Annotated in this window: 22 protein-coding genes; 13 read left to right on the plus strand and 9 right to left on the minus strand. The window is 43.3% G+C overall.

Features of this window, described 5'->3' with window-relative positions:
* Positions 1-47 precede the first annotated feature (47 nt).
* The 9 genes from mltB to GPLA_RS02940 all read left to right on the plus strand — a co-directional run bounded on the left by mltB (position 48) and on the right by GPLA_RS02940 (position 7,454).
* Positions 48-1,118: a lytic murein transglycosylase B gene (gene mltB / locus GPLA_RS02900; RefSeq protein WP_040513848.1), complete on the plus strand. Its 1,071-nt coding sequence runs from the start codon at positions 48-50 to the stop codon at positions 1,116-1,118.
* A complete protein-coding gene (locus tag GPLA_RS02905; protein ID WP_040513823.1) occupies positions 1,108-2,067 on the plus strand; it encodes a septal ring lytic transglycosylase RlpA family protein in 960 nt (319 codons plus the stop codon). The genes mltB and GPLA_RS02905 overlap by 11 nt, the downstream gene beginning before the upstream one ends.
* Before the next feature lie 180 nt (positions 2,068-2,247).
* Complete coding sequence (locus GPLA_RS02910; RefSeq protein WP_007103319.1) at positions 2,248-3,420, plus strand: serine hydrolase; 1,173 nt, start codon at positions 2,248-2,250, stop codon at positions 3,418-3,420.
* Between the two features lie 17 nt (positions 3,421-3,437).
* Positions 3,438-3,704 (plus strand): DUF493 family protein YbeD, encoded by a 267-nt coding sequence (gene ybeD / locus GPLA_RS02915; RefSeq protein WP_226993048.1) that lies wholly within the window; start codon positions 3,438-3,440, stop codon positions 3,702-3,704.
* Between the two features lie 37 nt (positions 3,705-3,741).
* Positions 3,742-4,395, plus strand: coding sequence for a lipoyl(octanoyl) transferase LipB (gene lipB / locus GPLA_RS02920; protein WP_007103321.1), 654 nt, complete (start codon positions 3,742-3,744; stop codon positions 4,393-4,395).
* The gene (gene lipA, locus GPLA_RS02925; protein ID WP_007103322.1) at positions 4,388-5,350 is read left to right on the plus strand and encodes a lipoyl synthase; all 963 of its coding nucleotides are present in this window, start codon (positions 4,388-4,390) and stop codon (positions 5,348-5,350) included. Before lipB ends, lipA begins: the two co-directional genes overlap by 8 nt.
* Positions 5,351-5,450: 100 nt before the next feature.
* Positions 5,451-6,362: a peptidylprolyl isomerase gene (locus GPLA_RS02930; RefSeq protein ID WP_007103323.1), complete on the plus strand. Its 912-nt coding sequence runs from the start codon at positions 5,451-5,453 to the stop codon at positions 6,360-6,362.
* A gap of 88 nt (positions 6,363-6,450) precedes the next feature.
* A complete protein-coding gene (locus GPLA_RS02935) occupies positions 6,451-6,738 on the plus strand; it encodes a hypothetical protein (protein WP_007103324.1) in 288 nt (95 codons plus the stop codon).
* A gap of 206 nt (positions 6,739-6,944) precedes the next feature.
* Positions 6,945-7,454, plus strand: coding sequence for a cupin domain-containing protein (locus GPLA_RS02940; protein WP_153810525.1), 510 nt, complete (start codon positions 6,945-6,947; stop codon positions 7,452-7,454).
* Positions 7,455-7,484: 30 nt separating this feature from the next.
* Here the strand turns inward: GPLA_RS02940 and GPLA_RS02945 are convergent, their stop codons facing one another.
* The 4 genes from GPLA_RS02945 to ppnP all read right to left on the minus strand — a co-directional run bounded on the left by GPLA_RS02945 (position 7,485) and on the right by ppnP (position 9,633).
* The gene (locus GPLA_RS02945) at positions 7,485-7,814 is read right to left on the minus strand and encodes a hypothetical protein (RefSeq protein WP_226993042.1); all 330 of its coding nucleotides are present in this window, start codon (positions 7,812-7,814) and stop codon (positions 7,485-7,487) included.
* A gap of 83 nt (positions 7,815-7,897) precedes the next feature.
* Positions 7,898-8,950, minus strand: a complete 1,053-nt coding sequence (locus tag GPLA_RS02950) for a GGDEF domain-containing protein (RefSeq protein ID WP_007103327.1) — start codon at positions 8,948-8,950, stop codon at positions 7,898-7,900.
* 26 nt (positions 8,951-8,976) lie between these two features.
* Positions 8,977-9,324, minus strand: a complete 348-nt coding sequence (locus GPLA_RS02955; protein ID WP_007103328.1) for a hypothetical protein — start codon at positions 9,322-9,324, stop codon at positions 8,977-8,979.
* Between the two features lie 27 nt (positions 9,325-9,351).
* Positions 9,352-9,633, minus strand: coding sequence for a pyrimidine/purine nucleoside phosphorylase (ppnP, locus tag GPLA_RS02960; protein ID WP_007103329.1), 282 nt, complete (start codon positions 9,631-9,633; stop codon positions 9,352-9,354).
* Between the two features lie 205 nt (positions 9,634-9,838).
* On the opposite strand from ppnP, the gene GPLA_RS02965 reads away from it, so the two are divergent.
* The 3 genes from GPLA_RS02965 to ansA all read left to right on the plus strand — a co-directional run bounded on the left by GPLA_RS02965 (position 9,839) and on the right by ansA (position 12,572).
* The gene (locus GPLA_RS02965; RefSeq protein WP_007103330.1) at positions 9,839-10,576 is read left to right on the plus strand and encodes a dienelactone hydrolase family protein; all 738 of its coding nucleotides are present in this window, start codon (positions 9,839-9,841) and stop codon (positions 10,574-10,576) included.
* A gap of 5 nt (positions 10,577-10,581) precedes the next feature.
* On the plus strand, positions 10,582-11,481 hold the full coding sequence (locus GPLA_RS23850) for a hypothetical protein (RefSeq protein ID WP_226993043.1): 900 nt from the start codon (positions 10,582-10,584) through the stop codon (positions 11,479-11,481).
* Between the two features lie 83 nt (positions 11,482-11,564).
* Positions 11,565-12,572, plus strand: coding sequence for an asparaginase (gene ansA / locus GPLA_RS02975; RefSeq protein ID WP_007103332.1), 1,008 nt, complete (start codon positions 11,565-11,567; stop codon positions 12,570-12,572).
* Positions 12,573-12,737: 165 nt separating this feature from the next.
* On the opposite strand, the gene cspE is transcribed toward ansA, so the two are convergent.
* From cspE to prmB, 4 genes are all read right to left on the minus strand, one after another.
* Positions 12,738-12,944 (minus strand): transcription antiterminator/RNA stability regulator CspE, encoded by a 207-nt coding sequence (cspE, locus tag GPLA_RS02980; RefSeq protein ID WP_006994582.1) that lies wholly within the window; start codon positions 12,942-12,944, stop codon positions 12,738-12,740.
* 321 nt (positions 12,945-13,265) lie between these two features.
* Entirely contained in the window at positions 13,266-14,399 is a 1,134-nt protein-coding gene (locus GPLA_RS02985; RefSeq protein WP_007103333.1) for an MFS transporter, read from the minus strand.
* A 50-nt stretch (positions 14,400-14,449) separates the two neighbouring features.
* Positions 14,450-15,550, minus strand: coding sequence for a chorismate synthase (gene aroC, locus GPLA_RS02990; RefSeq protein WP_007103334.1), 1,101 nt, complete (start codon positions 15,548-15,550; stop codon positions 14,450-14,452).
* 71 nt (positions 15,551-15,621) lie between these two features.
* Positions 15,622-16,551 carry a 50S ribosomal protein L3 N(5)-glutamine methyltransferase gene (gene prmB / locus GPLA_RS02995; RefSeq protein WP_007103335.1) on the minus strand — a complete coding sequence of 310 codons (930 nt, stop codon included), beginning with the start codon at positions 16,549-16,551 and terminating at the stop codon, positions 15,622-15,624.
* A gap of 111 nt (positions 16,552-16,662) precedes the next feature.
* Between prmB and smrB the strand changes: the two genes are divergently transcribed.
* Positions 16,663-17,223: an endonuclease SmrB gene (gene smrB / locus GPLA_RS03000; protein ID WP_007103336.1), complete on the plus strand. Its 561-nt coding sequence runs from the start codon at positions 16,663-16,665 to the stop codon at positions 17,221-17,223.
* Between the two features lie 36 nt (positions 17,224-17,259).
* On the opposite strand, the gene GPLA_RS23855 is transcribed toward smrB, so the two are convergent.
* A complete protein-coding gene (locus GPLA_RS23855) occupies positions 17,260-17,445 on the minus strand; it encodes an EAL domain-containing protein (RefSeq protein WP_007103337.1) in 186 nt (61 codons plus the stop codon).
* Positions 17,446-17,742: the final 297 nt, after the last annotated feature.

Below are 17,742 nucleotides of genomic sequence, written 5' to 3' on the forward strand. Positions count from 1 at the left end.
AGTTTGTTTTAGATGGAGAGAAAGTGCAGATCGTAACCTCACCCAGTATGCTATTAAGTCGTTTTTTATGGATAGTTTTTACTCTTCAATGTGCCATATTTTCTACACTAAGTTGGTCAAAATCAGAAAACGACCAAGAATCTGCCTTTATCAGCATGATGGTAAATGAGCACAAGTTTAATGCCGAACAACTTGCTCAGCTAATGAATAGTGCCGCCAAAGAGCAAGCGGTAATCGATGCCATTAAGCGACCTTGGGAGGCGAAACCCTGGTATCAGTATTACCCGATATTTTTAACCGAAAAACGTTTACAAAAAGGCCTCAGCTTTTACCAAACACACCGTGAGACCCTCGCGCGGGCTGAGAAAGCCTATGGTGTACCTAGCGAAATCATTGTTGCGATTTTAGGCATAGAATCTTTTTACGGCACCTACAAAGGTAACTATTCCGCTTTTAATGCATTGTACACTCTTGGTTTTCATTATCCGCCTCGCGCTTCGTTCTTTAAAAAAGAATTTGCACAACTGTTACTGCTTGCTAAAGAAGAGCAGTTCAATCCCTCCGAACTACAAAGCTCCTATGCTGGAGCCCTAGGCTGGGGACAATTTATCCCGTCAAGCTATCGCCATTACGCAGTAGATTTCGACAACGACGGCGTGCGTGATTTACTTAACAATCCCATGGACGCAATAGGCAGTATTGCTAACTATTTTAACAAAAATGGTTGGCGTAATGGTGAGCCAGTAGCTTATCCCGTGAATGTTTCAACAGAACACGCCAAACCTTGGTTGAGGAAATCACTTAAATATCGAGAAACTCTGCGTCAATTGAAAGACAGTGGCGTTAGCATGAATGTCGAATTAGCCCAGACATATGCTCTCGACGAAGCGCAGGAACAATGGGATAATATCGCCGATGACAGTAGCGCAAAATTACTCGATTTTGTTCAAAGCGAAGGCAAAATTTATTGGCTTGGGTTGAGAAATTTTTATGTTATCACCCGTTACAATCACAGCAAATTGTACGCTATGGTTGCATTTCAATTTAGTCGTCAGTTAGCCCAAGAGATGCAAAAAATAGACAAAAAAGCTGCAGAGGCAAGCCTAGATGATGCATAAGTTAGCCGTTTATGCCTGCACTTTATGCCTAATATCAGGCTGTTCCCAGACACCAGAATCCGGCAGCAGTCGCTACACGCAATATAAAGACTCTGCCCCAAGTGCCATTAAAGACGGTATGACATTCGACGATGCTGAGCCAGAATATGAACCTTACGCTTTAGCTAACTTACGCAGTTATTCAGTGCTTGGCAGACATTACACTCCTCTAAAAACGGGGAAAGGTTATTCTGCAACAGGCGGTGCATCCTGGTATGGCCAGAAGTTTCATGGCCATTTAACATCAAATGGTGAAATCTATGACATGTACGCCATGTCTGCAGCTCATAAGACTTTGCCACTGCCCTCTTACGTGCGGGTAACCAACTTAAAAAATGGTCGAGAAGCCATTGTTAGAGTGAATGATCGCGGGCCATTTCATGATAATAGGATCATCGACTTGTCATATGCGGCAGCGATGAAACTTGGCATGCTAAGCACAGGTACGACACAAGTTAAATTAGATGTTATTCATGTTGATGAGCAGGGTATGCAAACCGTGGGAAATGGGCTTTCTCTTCCTCCTGCACCATTAAAAAGTCAAACGACAGCAAATACTCAGGTGCAAATAGCTCAGGTACCTAGAATACCGGCTATGGCGCCGGCAAGTAATGCAGTCACTCCCGGCCCATTACCCGCTGTGGATTCAACACCCTCTCCAGCAGCCAAGAATACAATCCAAGATAATGTTTTTATTCAGATCGCGGCTCTGTCTAACAATCAACGTATTGAAAAAATCGGTTCCGCACTGGCCAATCTTTATCAAGTACCTTATGTCGCTCCATTTGAAGCGGGTCTATATCGCTTACGTTTGGGGCCCTTTACCACGGAAACACAAGCCCGTGATATATTGGATCAATTACGCAACACAGGATACAGGGACGCATATAAGTTTTATCCGACAAAATAACCAAGTGGTCAAACTTTTTCTGATAAAACCTGTCCTAAAGGAGACTTTCGGAATTGCTTTTATGTAACAATTTTTGTTGCTAGCGCAGTAAAGCACTTGGAAAACTGATATATTAGCCGTCGTTTTAAGCACGACACGTCATTTCTACATTCTTAACAAAAATCACATTACGGTAGGTCCATGCGAAACACCAAGACATTAATTTTAGCGATATTTAGCTGCTTATCCCTTTCCTTTTTTACTCATGCGGCTAACGCGGCGGTTGTTATACCAGACGCCCCGTCAGTCTCAGCTAAAGGCTTTATCTTAATTGATTATCAAACGGGCAAAGTCATTGCAGAGCAGAACGCGGATATTCAAATTCCGCCTGCCAGTTTAACCAAAATGATGACCAGTTATGTCATTGGCAAAGAAATTGAGAATGGCAATATCAAAGGCACCGATATGGTCACGATTTCTGAAAATGCTTGGGCCAAGAATTTCCCAGATTCTTCTAAGATGTTTATTGAAGTTGGCACTCAGATCTCAGTGAGTGATTTGAACCGAGGCATTATCGTGCAATCGGGTAACGATGCCTGTGTGGCGATGGCCGAACATATTGCCGGTAGTGAGGATGCCTTCGCAAGCATGATGAACTTGCATGCTGAAAAATTAGGCATGACATCGACTCACTTTGTTAACAGCCATGGTTTGCAAGACGCAGACCATTACACCTCACCGCGGGACATGGCTACTTTAGCCCGAGCATTGATAAATGACGTACCAAATGAGTACAAGGTTTACAGTCAGAAAGAATTCACTTACAACAACATCAAGCAATACAATCGTAACGGTTTGTTATGGGATAAAAGTCTAAACGTAGATGGGATCAAAACCGGCCATACATCAGACGCAGGTTACAGCTTAGTATCATCTGCAACTCAGGGTGACATGCGTCTGATTGCTGTTGTCATGGGTGCTGATAGCGAACGTGCGCGAAAAGTAGAAAATAAAAAGCTACTTAAATATGGTTTTAGATTTTATGAAACTATTACCCCTTATAAAGCAGGCGAAAGTTTTGTATCGCACCGTATATTCATGGGTGACAAAGAGACGGTTGACCTTGGTATTTCACAAGACACCCCCATTACCATTCCCCGTGGTCAAAGCAAAAACTTAGAAGCTAATTTCGAGCTAGACAAAAAGCTTGAAGCGCCCTTAGCCAAAGGCGAAGTAGTAGGTAAGTTATTCTTGCAACTAGACGGTGAAGACGTAGCTGAATACCCTTTAGTTACATTACAAGAAGTGAAAGAAGGCGGTATGATTGACCGCCTTATTGACTTCGTAAAACTGCAACTTGGCTTTGATAGCTAAGGCATATTGAACAGATTATTATGCAAACTCAATTTGATAAATTACTCGATTTCCCCTGCCACCAAACATTTAAAGTATTGGGCGTGGCAGATGAGGCTTTACCTGATCATGTGATTAACTGCTTGCAAAACCACGCTCCTGGCGATTATTCGCCTAGCGTTAAGCCAAGCTCTAAAGGCAAATACCATTCATTGTCTATTAGTGTACGCGTGACGAGTAAAGAACATATGGAAACCATCTATACTGAGTTATCCAAACTTGAATTAGTGCGTATGGTGCTTTAAGCACCATTCTTTTTCGAAAAAAGGACACCTTGAAGGTTTGAACAACATCGCCCCGGTCATTATTCGCCAACTCGGACGTCAGGCATATTTGCCCATTTGGCAAAAAATGCAAGATTTCACCGATACACGTGATGTGCATAGCCAAGATGAAATTTGGTTAGTTGAACACGACCCGGTATTTACCCAGGGTCAAGCAGGCAAAGAAGAACACCTACTTGCTCCAGGTGATATTCCTGTGGTTAAAGTTGACCGTGGTGGCCAAGTTACTTATCACGGTCCTGGCCAACAAATGATGTATGTGTTGCTTAATTTAAAGCGCCACAATTTAGGGGTTCGCACGCTAGTGACCGCTCTTGAGAGCTGCATTGTTGATACGCTTAACGGCTATTCTATTGAAGCCTATCCTCGTGCAGATGCCCCTGGTGTTTACGTAGACAGCAAAAAAGTCTGCTCCATTGGCTTACGTATTCGCAGAGGATGTTCGTTTCATGGCTTGGCCCTTAACGTCAATATGGATCTCAGTCCGTTCCAGCGCATCAATCCTTGTGGTTATGCTGGCTTAGAAATGATAGATTGCACCCAATTAGGTGGGCCCGACACCCTTGCGGTTGCCGGTCCTGCTATCGCCGAAAAATTATGTTCATTGCTTGGTATTGCAAGCGTCGAAAACAAAGAAGGTTTTGATGAGTAACGCACGTCCACAAGCCGGAGTGAAACTCCGGGATGATGAAAAAGTTAAACATATCCCTATCACCATCATGCCGACCGAAAAAGCGGAGATGTTACGTAAACCTGAGTGGATTAAAATCAGGCTGCCACGCACCACTGACCGCATCGATCATATTAAAAAAACATTGCGCAAAAATAACTTGCACTCAGTATGTGAAGAAGCGAGCTGCCCTAACCTTGCGGAATGTTTCAATCATGGCACCGCAACCTTCATGATCCTAGGTGACATATGTACTCGTCGCTGCCCATTTTGTGATGTGGCCCACGGTAAACCTTTACCGCCGAGTGCTGAAGAGCCCATCAAATTGGCGAAAACCATCGCTGAAATGGGATTAAAGTATGTGGTTATTACTTCGGTAGATCGTGATGATTTACGCGATGGTGGCGCACAGCATTTTGTTGATTGCATCAATGCAATCCGCGAGCACAGCCCTAGTACTAAAATTGAAGTATTAGTGCCTGATTTTCGTGGGCGCATGGATACTGCACTAGAGATTTTAAAAAATGGTGTGCCTGATGTATTCAACCATAATTTAGAAACCATTCCTCGTTTGTATCGTGAATGTCGTCCCGGTGCAAACTACCAATGGTCTCTCGATTTACTGAAAAAGTTCAAAGAACAGCATCCAGACATTCCAACCAAGTCAGGTTTAATGATGGGTATGGGTGAGAACAAAGAAGAAATCGCCGAAGTGCTTAAAGATTTACGGGCGCATAATGTGGAAATGCTTACTTTAGGGCAATATTTGCAACCAAGTAAACACCACTTCCCGTTAAAACGTTATGTACACCCAACAGAATTTGATGAATTAGGCGAGATTGCTAAAGACATAGGTTTTACCCATGCAGCCTGCGGTCCTATGGTACGTTCAAGCTACCATGCAGATAAACAAGCGGCTGGTGTCGAGGTTAAATAACCGATTATAAAGCCTGTATATACGAATAAACAAAACTCGCCAATCGGCGAGTTTTTTGTTTCTATAGGAACGTCATACTGCTAACCGAAAAATATTCACTATGCTTTTATCACGTATCATTTTTCAATCCCTATTCATACTCAGTCTGCTCTTGGGTATATCCGCATCCAACGCTCAAACAAAGAAAATCCAAGACGCCCAAGGACTCCTAGGGGGAATAGAGGAATGGCGCACTCCCAAGCCGGATGCTCTGATTTACCTGCAGCTCGAAACAGGCCTAGTGATTATTGAACTCGCGCCATTTATGTCTCCTGTTAACGTGGCCCAATTTAAAGCCTTAGTCAAAGCTGGCTTCTACGATGGACTCGATTTTTATCGCGTTATTGATGGTTTTGTAGCCCAAGGCGGTGATGTCAGCGGAAACAAGCAGCATAAATATACTAAGCAGCTACCCGCAGAATTAAGCCGTTCAATAAACGAGTCCAGTTCCCCAGACGAATTTATGTTGGTGCAGTCCCCTGATTTTATTGCCTCACAAACCGGTTTTCTCCATGGTTTTGCCGCTGGTCGTGACCCCAACACTAAACAGGAATGGTTGCTGCACTGTCCCGGTGTCGTGGCTATGGGCCGTAACAATGAGCTCAATAGCGCCAGCTCTGAATTTTATATAACAATTGGTCAGGCGCCCCGCCATCTGGATAGAAATATGAGTGTGTTAGGTAAAGTGATTTACGGTATGGATAACGTTCAGCAAATTAAACGTGCTTCGGTGAATAATGCGAGCGGAGTTATTGACGAACCGAGTAAACGCACTGGCATTCGCTGGGCCAAATTAGCAAACGACATCCCAGACGAAGCACGCATTCAGGTACAAGTTCAAAACGAACGCTCCGAGGCGGTCATCAATAGACTGGCGAGTGGAAGATCACTCAGCAACCCGTTTTTCCACTTTAAAGGTAATGGTAACCTAGACGTGTGTTACTACAATTTGAAGACACGGGTCGTAAATTAGTTCGTCTAATGACTGAAAACCTTATATTTAATGTAGTATGGGTTACTTAACCTCTAGCCCTTCAAAAAGTACAATGAGTAAAAAATAAATGAATGTAGATAAAGCACAAAAACGTATCGAAAAACGTGTAAAACGCGGATTCCATGGTTACCCTATGATTAGCATTCGCTATTTTGGACCCACTGCAGAGCTGGCGACCAAGGTAGAAGTGGCATTTATAGAACAAGAAGCCGCTGAGCCTATGGTTGAGAACTTCAGTAGCACTGGCGATATTCGTAAAGACGAGACAGTACAAACCACCATCATAAAAATTATCGACAGAGTCGACGCTAAAACAGTGACCTTAGATGAGAAAATCACCTTACAGCTAAAATAAGAACAATACACAAATTTACCCTCTTATGCTTATGTAGTGCCACCGAAATTTTTCCAGAAACTCAATCCAGGATAATAACAACGATGCAACCTGCCGCTTCCTCCTACATTTATCATCTGGTTATTAAGGCCTTTCGTCCTAGCTTACTCAATGCAAGCCTACTCGCTGCCTCTCTCTATGTAGGCAGCCTTGCTGCTCAAACTAACATGCAAACTCAAGAATTGACTAAAGAACAAGTTATCAAGCTATTACAGTTAGAACATCACTTCGAAGGGGGATATTTTCGCCAGTCATTTAAAGCAAATCACAGAGACAAAATTGCCACACCTAGAGGCGATCGCAACACCATGACCGCCATTTATTACATGTTGAGCGAAGATAACAAGATCGATCACTTTCACACCAAGTACTCAGATGGGATCGAGTTTTATCATATGGGCTACCCCATCACGTATCACATGATTTACCCAGATGGACATTATGAAAAAGTGGTGGTTGGCCCAGATATAGCAAATGGTCAGCAACTTCAATTAGCTGTGCCTGGTGGTACATATAAAGCCGCTGAACTCACTGAGGGAGCGTATGGATTAGTCAGTGAGGCCGTCGCCCCTGGGTGGGAGAAAGAAGATATGATAGATGTTAGTCAAGCTGAATTACTTGAAAAATACCCACAACATAAAGCTCTTATTGAACGCTTAGCAAATAAAAAGGATTAGCGATTAAGACACCTTTCATTCTGCCAACTTTTATCTACGTTTGAATGAAAACGTTAGTTGGCAATCTATGTGTTTGAGTAGCTTGTTGACGATGGAAGGCGTTGACACCTCAACGCAAAAAACATCTGCCGCCTCAATATGAATATCACAATCACTTAAACTGATCTGCTGACGCACAAAAAAGATATTTAGCTCGTCTAACCGATCCTCTTGCAAACTCACCCGGCCCTCGTATCGCCCTGCTTTATCCAGCTCACGATAGCTTGCACCTTCGACTTCCTTGGTTAACGTATATGCTTGCATTTTATCTAAGCTTAGAAAGCGAAATGTCACACTTGGTATTGTATTATGTTGAGTCACACGGGTTCCTGAATCTATATTAACGTGGCGTAAATTGGTTGAATTGTCTTGGATTCTGAACTGGTGAATTTGGCCTATGGACATCAGGCCGTAAAAACTTGATTACGCCCTTCTCGCTTCGCTCGATATAGCGCATTGTCAGCACGATCTAACAATGATTCGGCACTATCACCAACACAGTTCTCAGCCACCCCTATACTAATAGTCAACGACTTTTTGGCAGTCGCGTGTTTCGCAATACCCTTGCGAAGACGTTGCGCAAGTTCCATTGCTTCACCTAAAGGCGTATTCGCACATACAACAACAAACTCTTCTCCTCCCCAACGTGCGATAATGTCGCTATCACGTATCACCTGCTTCAATTGCACAGCGAGGGCGCTTAACACCCGATCCCCCTCTAAGTGACCATACTGATCATTAATACTTTTAAAGTGATCAATGTCTATAATCATCACACTTAGGGCACTGTCATCTGTCAATGATTGCATGCATTCGGCTAGCACTGTATCTAATTTATCTCTGTTAAACAGGCCGGTTAACTTATCAATTTCAGCCATTTTAATAATCTCAGCATTTCGAATGGCCAACTGCTGATATGCCGACGAACGAGTGCGCTCGTAAAATCGAAACAATAATATGTGTGCAATACACACTTCGATGACGTTTAGCAGCGACCCAGTATTAAAAGTGACTGATTGCTGGGCTTCTACTTGTAAAAAAACTAACACCGCACAGACAACAAAAGCACAAACACTTATCACCGTTCCCCATGTGCGTCCGATAAGGAAGAATGCAAAAGGCGGAATAAGGCTTGCCCAGAATAACGAATGGGAATAACCACCTGCGGTAACGACAAACAAAAGTATTAAAGCTGTGACTAATATCGTTAGCGCCCAGGATGCACTATCAACCTTACCTGTTCCACGAAACCAAACGAAAATGCCCAGTGAAACGAGTAACCCAACACCATCAAGTAAAGCTAAGTGATGATCATTGAAAGTCACAATATTGATAACGGTGAGGATCAAAAAATAACATGTGGTGATAAGTAAAGCATGGGCAATCAAACGAGTGCGCCAATAGTCGATATGATCCGCTGGATATTGCGGGAATTCTTTAAACCAAAATTTCAGCATAAATTCTACGTTTTAGCTTAGGCGCATCAGTGCGTTTTTAAGCGTAATTGCCAGTTGCCGTTATTTTGCGCTGCACATGCCTGCTCACTATCAAAGCGCACATGATGCCGAGCATCCTTTAACTTAACCCCTACTTTCAATAATTGAGCTTGGATCTGGCGACGTAAAAAGACATCTTGCTCTTCCAATTTAGCGCGCGCTAGCGACGCGTCAGTATCAAACACGCAAATCACCGCTAAGCTGCTAGGAAAACGCGCATAACTTGCAGTATGCGTTATCCACTCAAACCCCAAGACTTGCTGTTTAGCTAGTTCGCAGACGTTTGTCAGTGCTTTAATCACATTTTGATCAAGCTTCTTAACGGTTTTTTGCATACCTTAAATCAACTCAAAAATGTATGCTTAAACATAGTCACAAAGATAAGCAGTGTTAACTGACACTTGAGCTTGAAATTTTACGTTCGCCTCAACTTTGAAAACTTGACCCGCAACAAAGGTTTCCCATTCGTTTGCGCCTGGTAACTTAACGGTCATTGCACCGCTAACAACACTCATGGTCTCGTGCTGAGAGGTACCGAACTCATACTCGCCTGGAGCCATCACGCCTAACGTCGAATTACCCACTGCAGTATCAAATGCGATAGACTTTACGTTACCTTCAAAATATTCATTTACGTTAAACATATAATTACTCCTATTGATGAATTTGTGCGGCGCTAATGTAGCAGCTTTGGCCACTAAGTTCATTGGTAGATAGTGACTTTAATCAAAAGCCAATATCGCCATCGACGGCGGCGCTAGAAATAACGGTATATGATGTTTTCCTTCAAACCATTTACCGCATGCATTATTCTACCTGCATTCACTCTAAACTCAGTAATTATCCTTCATGATCATTCAATCTCACCAAACACTTATCTCGACCCCCACTGGCAATATGCAAACCTCCGTTTATCGTCCGCTGGAAAGTGGTACCTATCCCACTATTATCTTCTACTCGGAGATATTTCAAGAGACTGCCCCTATCACGCGCAGCGCTAAACTAATGGCTGGTCACGGTTTTGTCGTGTTAGTACCTGAAGTATTTCATGAACTAAATCCGGTCGGTACGGTTCTGGCCTATGACGATGCGGGCAAAGATAAAGGCAATGCCGACAAATTTTCTAAACCATTAGAGCAGCATGACAGTGACACGCAAAGTATGATTCGTTTTATAGACGAGCAAATCTATTGCAGCGGGCGGGTGGGTGCCATGGGGGTATGTATTGGTGGCCATTTAGCATTTCGTGCCGCACTAAATTCGCGAATTGAGGGTGCATTTTGTCTTTACCCCACAGATATTCACTCAAATACATTGCCCTGCGAGCTAGGTAACGACTCGTTGAGCCAATGCCACATTATTAATGCTGAATTATGCATGATATTTGGCAAACAAGATCCCCATGTTTCCCGGAAAGGGCGAGAGCTTATCAACACCACAATGCAAGATCACAACCTGCTATATTCCTGGCACGAGTTAAATGCTCAACATGCTTTTATGCGCGACGAAGGGGACAGATACGACCCAGCTATTGCACTTAGCTGCTATCAAATGGCAATCCAGCTATTCAACAGGCGACTGAGTTAAGCCCTATGAGTCGTTCAACTAGCAAGTCGGCATATCTTTCATGTGGGATTATATCCCTCGTTTGGCTTGCGTTCTTAGGGAAGGTGTACGCCCAGCAAGGTTTTCACGACAGTGTTGAGAGCAGAAGCCTGCATGTTGCCAATACCATCGAACAGATTAATCAAGGAAAGTTCGACAAATTTGAAATTCATGGTTTATCTCGATTTGACGATGAAAAAAAAGTAGTTCTAAAACAATGGGTTAAAACAGGAGTTAACGCCACAAGAAATGCTTTAGGCGTATACCCTTCACGCTTAATATTTCACTTAGTGCCTAAAAAATCGAATCAACCTGTACCTTGGGCATATACTCGGCGAGATAATCCGCAACGTATTTATTTACATGTAGATAGTCGATTCCCGTTACAAAAATTCATCGACGATTGGACGATATATCATGAAATTAGTCACCTTGCGATCCCATATTTAGGTGAAAAATATGCGTGGCTAGCCGAGGGATTTGCCAGTTTCATGCAATATCAAGTCATGGGCAAAGCAGGCATATTAGACGGTACTCCTGAGCAGCATTACCGTAAAAAAATAGCACCTCATTTAAAATGGTTTAAAAGTGACTTACCCCCTGCTGCTATCGCTCGTCGTCTAATGAATCAAAAGCAATATCCTGCTGCATATTGGGGTAGCGCTTATTTTTTTATTCTGGCCGATAACGCATTTTCCAGCCAACATAACACGTCACTCGCTAGGCTGATCAGTCAGTACCAGCTTTGCTGTCATGCACGCCACGGTGATGTAAACCAGCTAATGAATGATTTAGATACATTGTTAGGTGGGTCAGTGATGACAAAGCTACTAAGTGAATTTGAACATCAACCCGCCCGTGAGATTTACCCCATCGAATTTGAATAGGCATGAACGAATATATTCATAGGGGATCTTAGCCGGCGACTTACGTTACAATTCTAATAATTTATTTAATGAGAGTTCCCGCCTTGAAAAAGCAAATTTACGTCGCCTACACAGGCGGTACCATAGGTATGCGTCCATCGTCGAAAGGATATGTACCGGCTGCCGGTTTCCTATCAGATACCATAGCTAAAATGCCTGAATTTCATCGCCAAGAAATGCCTGACTTTACCATCAACGAATATGAAAGCTTGATTGACTCTGCCGATATGAGTCCCAGAGACTGGCAACAAATCGCCAACGATATCCAGCAGAATTACCAAAAATATGATGGCTTTATTATTCTTCACGGTACCGACACTATGGCATATACCGCATCCGTATTATCCTTTATGTTAGAAAACCTCGGAAAACCGGTCATAGTCACAGGCTCGCAAATCCCCTTGGCTCAACTGCGCTCAGATGGCCAAGAGAACCTATTAAACGCGCTATATCTAGCCGCTAACTACCCTATAGCTGAAGTCAGTTTGTACTTCAATAACAAACTATTTCGCGGTAATCGTAGCCGTAAATTAGACGCCGATGGTTTTGACGCGTTCGGCTCGCCAAACTTCCCTATGCTGCTTAAAGCAGGCATCAACATAGAAGTAAAAGCAGGTAAAGTTACCCCCATCAGTCAGCAACCACTTGTTGTAAGTAAGGTAACCCCTCAACCTGTGGGTGTGGTGAGCTTGTATCCTGGGATCAGTGCTGAGGTGATAAGAAACATTTTACAGCAGCCCGTTAAAGCCCTAATTTTACTCAGTTACGGGGTTGGTAATGCACCACAGAATCCCGCCTTGTTAAATGAACTAAGGCGCGCCAACGAAGACGGTATATTAATCGTAAACTGCACTCAATGCCTGCGAGGAAAAGTCAATATGTCAGGCTATGCCAACGGTAATGTACTGCAAGATGTAGGCGTTTTATCCGGTGGTGATATGACACCTGAAGCCGCATTAGCAAAGCTACATTATCTGTTAAGTAAAGAACTCAGTGTTGATGAAATGAAAAAAAGGTTGACCAGTAACCTTAAGGGAGAGCTAACCATTTAGCTAAGCGATGGGAGGCATTCCAATAAGGGGACGCGCTCTGCCTAGTTTTGTAGCAAAGAGCAACAGACATTGTATTAGAGGTAAATTGTTGAATTTCAGGTATAAAAAAAGGCAAACTAAAGTTTACCTTTTTTTGGAATTCGTATTTAAACAAGCAAGCTTGAATTAAAGTACTACGATATTCTCTGCTTGAGGACCTTTTTGGCCTTGAGTTACAGTGAACTCAACTTTTTGGCCTTCAGCTAGTGTTTTGAAGCCAGTACCAGTAATTGCACGGAAGTGAGCAAATACGTCAGGACCATTTTCTTGCTGAATGAAACCAAAACCTTTAGATTCGTTGAACCATTTAACTGTACCAGTAGTAGTAGACATAGTCTTTCCTATATTTTCAAGAGTAATAAAAAAACCTTTTTCAAGGCGAGATGTGCTGAAGCGTGTTGCTATTACTTATGATATACAAGACGAGGTACTACAATGGAACATCGAAACAGTGTGCATAAATATCAAACGTACTTTCAAGCGCGGTTAGGATACCACCCTGCACAGTGACGTCAACCTTTATTATCCATTCCACTGGTCTAACGAGCCCTTCTTTATCAATATTAAATCAACCACATACAGAGAAAAATCCAGGTAAAAACTAAGTTAAAAAATGCAAAAAAACCATTTTTTCCGTCAACCTAACGAAGGTAATTATTTGGCCATATGCCGACTAGGGATACAGGCAACCAGTGCCGCTCCCAATAGTGCGAATCCTGTGGCCAAGGTAAACGCTAACTCAGCCCCCTGCCCTTGATGCCAAATTAAACCGGCACCGTAATTGCCAGCGGCCCCACCAATCCCAAACCCGATACTGATATACAGAGCTTGCCCCTGACTTCGAAATTGCCCACCAAAATAATGATGTATAAAATTAATAGAGGCAGCGTGTATTAAACCGAAACTAAGAGCATGTAACAACTGACTGACCACTAATGCCGGCCAATACTGGGCAGCAATGGCCAATAAGTACCAGCGCACAGCGGTAAACAACATACTAACCAATAGCGTGCGCTTAACTCCGAACCGACTAATGAGCTTTCCAGCCATTAAGAAGATAATCACTTCCGCCGCGACACCTAACGCAATTAAGCCACCCGTTTCTTGTCCGCTATAATCTAAATCCCGGGCATATAGCGCAAAAAAACCGTAATAGGGTCCAAAGCTAATTTGAATCAATGTTGAAGACAAAATAAAAGCAATAAACACCTTACTGCGTACTTTTCGCCAGATAGACTGACCCGCCACTTGGGTATTATCTGTTGCTGGAGCTTCTTTTAATTTCAGTGTGATTAAAAATAAACTCAGTAGAACGACACCGCTGATGTAAATGGGGGCGTCACTGGAGAACACATCTATCAACTTACCCGCCACAACAGTCAACACAATAAAACCTATGCTTCCCCACACACGTATGCGGCTGTACTTGGTTGCATCTCCATGCACACAGCCGAGGGTGATGACTTCCGTTTGAGGTGCAATGGCGGTAAAAAACAGCATCATCAAACCAAATGCTAGGGTTAACCCCCAAAAGCTATCCAACCAAAAGATTGAGCAAAATGTGACAAAGGTGAGAAAAGCGCCAAACTGCAGTATGCGTAGGGACTTACCGGACTTATCGGCAACAGATGCAAACAAATTTGGCCCGATAATACGCATAAGCGTTATCAGTGCGAACAATTCACCAATATCTTGTGAGCTAAAACCTCGACCATCAAGAAAGACCCCTAAATAAGGGACCAGCACACCGAATTGGCCGAAATATAAAAAGAAGGTCAGCGACAGCATAACCAAATTACCTTTGGAATATGCTGCCTGGGAAGATACCACCTGGCCGCTTATTTAGTTTGCGCAGGAATAACTGGGGTAATGGACTTCACATCAGCGTTTTGACCGCGATGACGCAGATAATGATCCATCAATACCAATGCCATCATGGCTTCAGCAATAGGCACAGCCCGTATACCCACACAAGGGTCGTGTCTCCCTTTGGTCACCACTTCAGCTGCTTGCCCGTGAATATCGATACTCTCACCGGGTACACTAATACTGGATGTGGGCTTAAGCGCCATGTGTACCACTAAATCTTGGCCGCTTGAGATCCCTCCCAATACACCGCCAGAGCGGTTTGATTTGAATCCATCGCTGGACATCAAATCTCGGTGCTCGCTTCCTTTTTGCTCCACAGTGGCAAAGCCGTCTCCGACTTCAACACCCTTAACGGCATTAATGCCCATCATTGCATGGGCTAAATCCGCATCTAAACGGTCAAAAATGGGCTCGCCTAAGCCAACCGGCATATTCGTCGCCACCACTGAAACTTTAGCGCCAATGGAGTCACCTTGTTTTTTCAGCTCGCGCATGTAGTCGTCTAGCGCTTCCAATTTACTTTCGTCGGGACAGAAAAAAGCATTAGTATTGGTCACACTATGATCAATCTTGTCCATTTTAATGGGTCCAAGCTGGGACAAATATCCTCGGACCTCGATACCTAAATGGGTTTTTAAAAACTTTTTGGCTACCCCGCCGGCCGCTACTCGGATCGCAGTTTCTCTAGCTGAAGAACGCCCGCCACCTCGGTAATCTCGTAGGCCGTATTTTTGCTGATAGGTATAATCAGCATGCCCTGGACGAAACGTATCTTTTATTTTGGAGTAATCATTACTACGCTGATCAGTGTTTTTAATCAGTAAACCAATACTGGTACCTGTGGTTTTGCCTTCAAACACACCAGATAAAATCTGCACTTCATCTTCTTCTCGGCGCGCAGTGGTGTAGCGTGATGTGCCCGGCTTACGTCGATCCAAGTCGACTTGCAAATCAGCTTCACTGATTTCCAATCCAGGGGGGCAACCGTCGATCACGCCGCCAATTGCAATGCCATGACTCTCGCCAAAAGTACTTAAAGTAAAAAGCTTGCCGAAGGTATTGCCAGCCATAGTAATGATTTCCTCGTATTCGAATTATGTCTAATGCTTAGTTAATGTTATCAAGGCGCTGCTACAAACATTTACTGGTCGAAGTACGCCACTAAATCGGCTCTACTGATGGCAAAAACGCCGTGACCACCACGTGTAAACTCAACCCATTGTAGCGCTAAATCAGGATAAATATGCTCCATATGAATTTGGCTATTGCCTACTTCAACAAACAACCAACCATCATCAGTTAGATGCTCAGGCGCTTGGCGCAGCATTTTATGAACCAAGTCCAAACCATCATCTCCAGCCGCCAATGCCAGCTCGGGTTCATGATGAAATTCATCTGGTAAATCTGCCATGTCTTCAGCATCAACATAAGGCGGGTTACTGATAATCAAGTCGTATTTTTGACCTGTTAAAGCGTCCATTAAATCGGATTTAATCGGGTATACCCGTTCGCTTAGCTGATGTTCAATAATATTTAACTCTGCGACTTCAAGCGCTTCTGGGCTGATATCGACAGCATCCACTATTGCATCTTCAAACGCATAAGCGAGTGCGATTGCAATGCAGCCTCCGCCCGTGCACAAATCAAGAATTTGCGTAGGGGTTCTAGACAACCATTGAGCAAATTTATCGTCAATTAGCTCTGCAAATGGCGAGCGTGGTATTAGCACACGTTCGTCAACATAAAATGGTAAACCACAGAACCAAGCTTGATTCATCAAGTATGCTAATGGAATACGTTCCTCGACTCGGCGCTTAACTAAAACCGCTACTGCGCGCTTTTCAGTTTCGGTTAAGCGAGCTTGAAAAAGTTGTTCACCGGTTTGCTGCAGCATATCTTGGGGTAAATTAAGTGTGTGTAGCGTCAAGCAAACCGCCTCATCCCAAGGATTGTCAGTACCGTGACCATAAAACAAACCTGCTTGATTAAATTGACTGACCGCCCAACGCACCATATCCAACATTGAATGCATGTCACTTACGGCTTGTTCAATATCCACACTATTATTCATTCTCTACCTAAATTTGTTTAGTCTAAACAAGCGCCTTACATAGTTTCAACCGCCAGACTTTGTTAAACTTGCCGTCTTGACTGCCTTATATTCGATACCTTGTTTACCACTATGAAAAAAAATTCTGCACCTGAATCATTCGATACAGCACTATTTCGTAGTGAGTTTACCGATGTAAAGCCCATAAAGCAGGACAAAATACCGCCTCAACGCTTTTCCAGCAAGCATAAATCAGCCCATCTGGGTAAAAAGCCTGTATCGCAAAGCGACCTCAAGCAACAGAATGCCACTTTTCAGTTTTCTGACGGCTTCGAGGGGCATTTCGATTGCGATCAACCACTAAAGTATGTACAACCTGGGGCAGATACCTTTGAGGTAAAACGTTTACGACGAGGGGAATACCCACCAGATTTGATCCTTGATTTACACGGATTAAATAAAGAGCAGGCTAAATTAGAAATTGCCGCCCTAATTTATGCTGCTCAAAAACGGCATTATCATTGTGTGTGCATAGTACATGGGATAGGCAGCTACGTGCTGAAAAAAAACGTGCCGAATTGGCTAATTCAGCACCCCGCAGTCAAAGGTTTTCATCAAGCCCCTCTCGAATGGGGCGGTCAGGGAGCAGTCTTAGTTTTAATTGATCTACCCCAGATAAACAGTAAGTACTAGTTAATAAAAGGTTGTTGTAAAAGTCGCTTTTTAAACTCATTTAGGTAGCGCATGATTAAAATAATAACCTTGAATATAATCGCACTGATAAGGCTTTAACAGGTCAACCTGCCCTGCTAGTTCTACGCCTTCTGCCACCACTGAAATGCCAAACTCGCGGCACATGGTGATCAATCTCGCAATCGTACTTTGAATTTCTTTATGGTCCTCAATACCATCCACTAGCACTTTTGTCGCGATTCAATACATCTATGGGTAACTTAGCTAGGTATGCAAATGCTGAATAACCTTGACCTTTCCCCATAACTCATCAACAAATTCATTTAGCGTTACAAAAAGCATACCTTTCAACAAAAGATCTCCTTACTGATGCTCCCCTGCTATAACAGTTAAAGCGGAATACGGGTAAAAAAACATCTCATATTCGACGATTTATTAGCCACAACTCAGCGTAAATTAGTCTACCTAGGCGTGTAAACTTGTCTTAATTTTGCAACATTTCAATATGTGAAAAGGCAT

It is taken from the genome of Paraglaciecola polaris LMG 21857 (genome assembly GCF_000315055.1).
In the GTDB taxonomy this organism is placed as follows: domain Bacteria; phylum Pseudomonadota; class Gammaproteobacteria; order Enterobacterales; family Alteromonadaceae; genus Paraglaciecola; species Paraglaciecola polaris.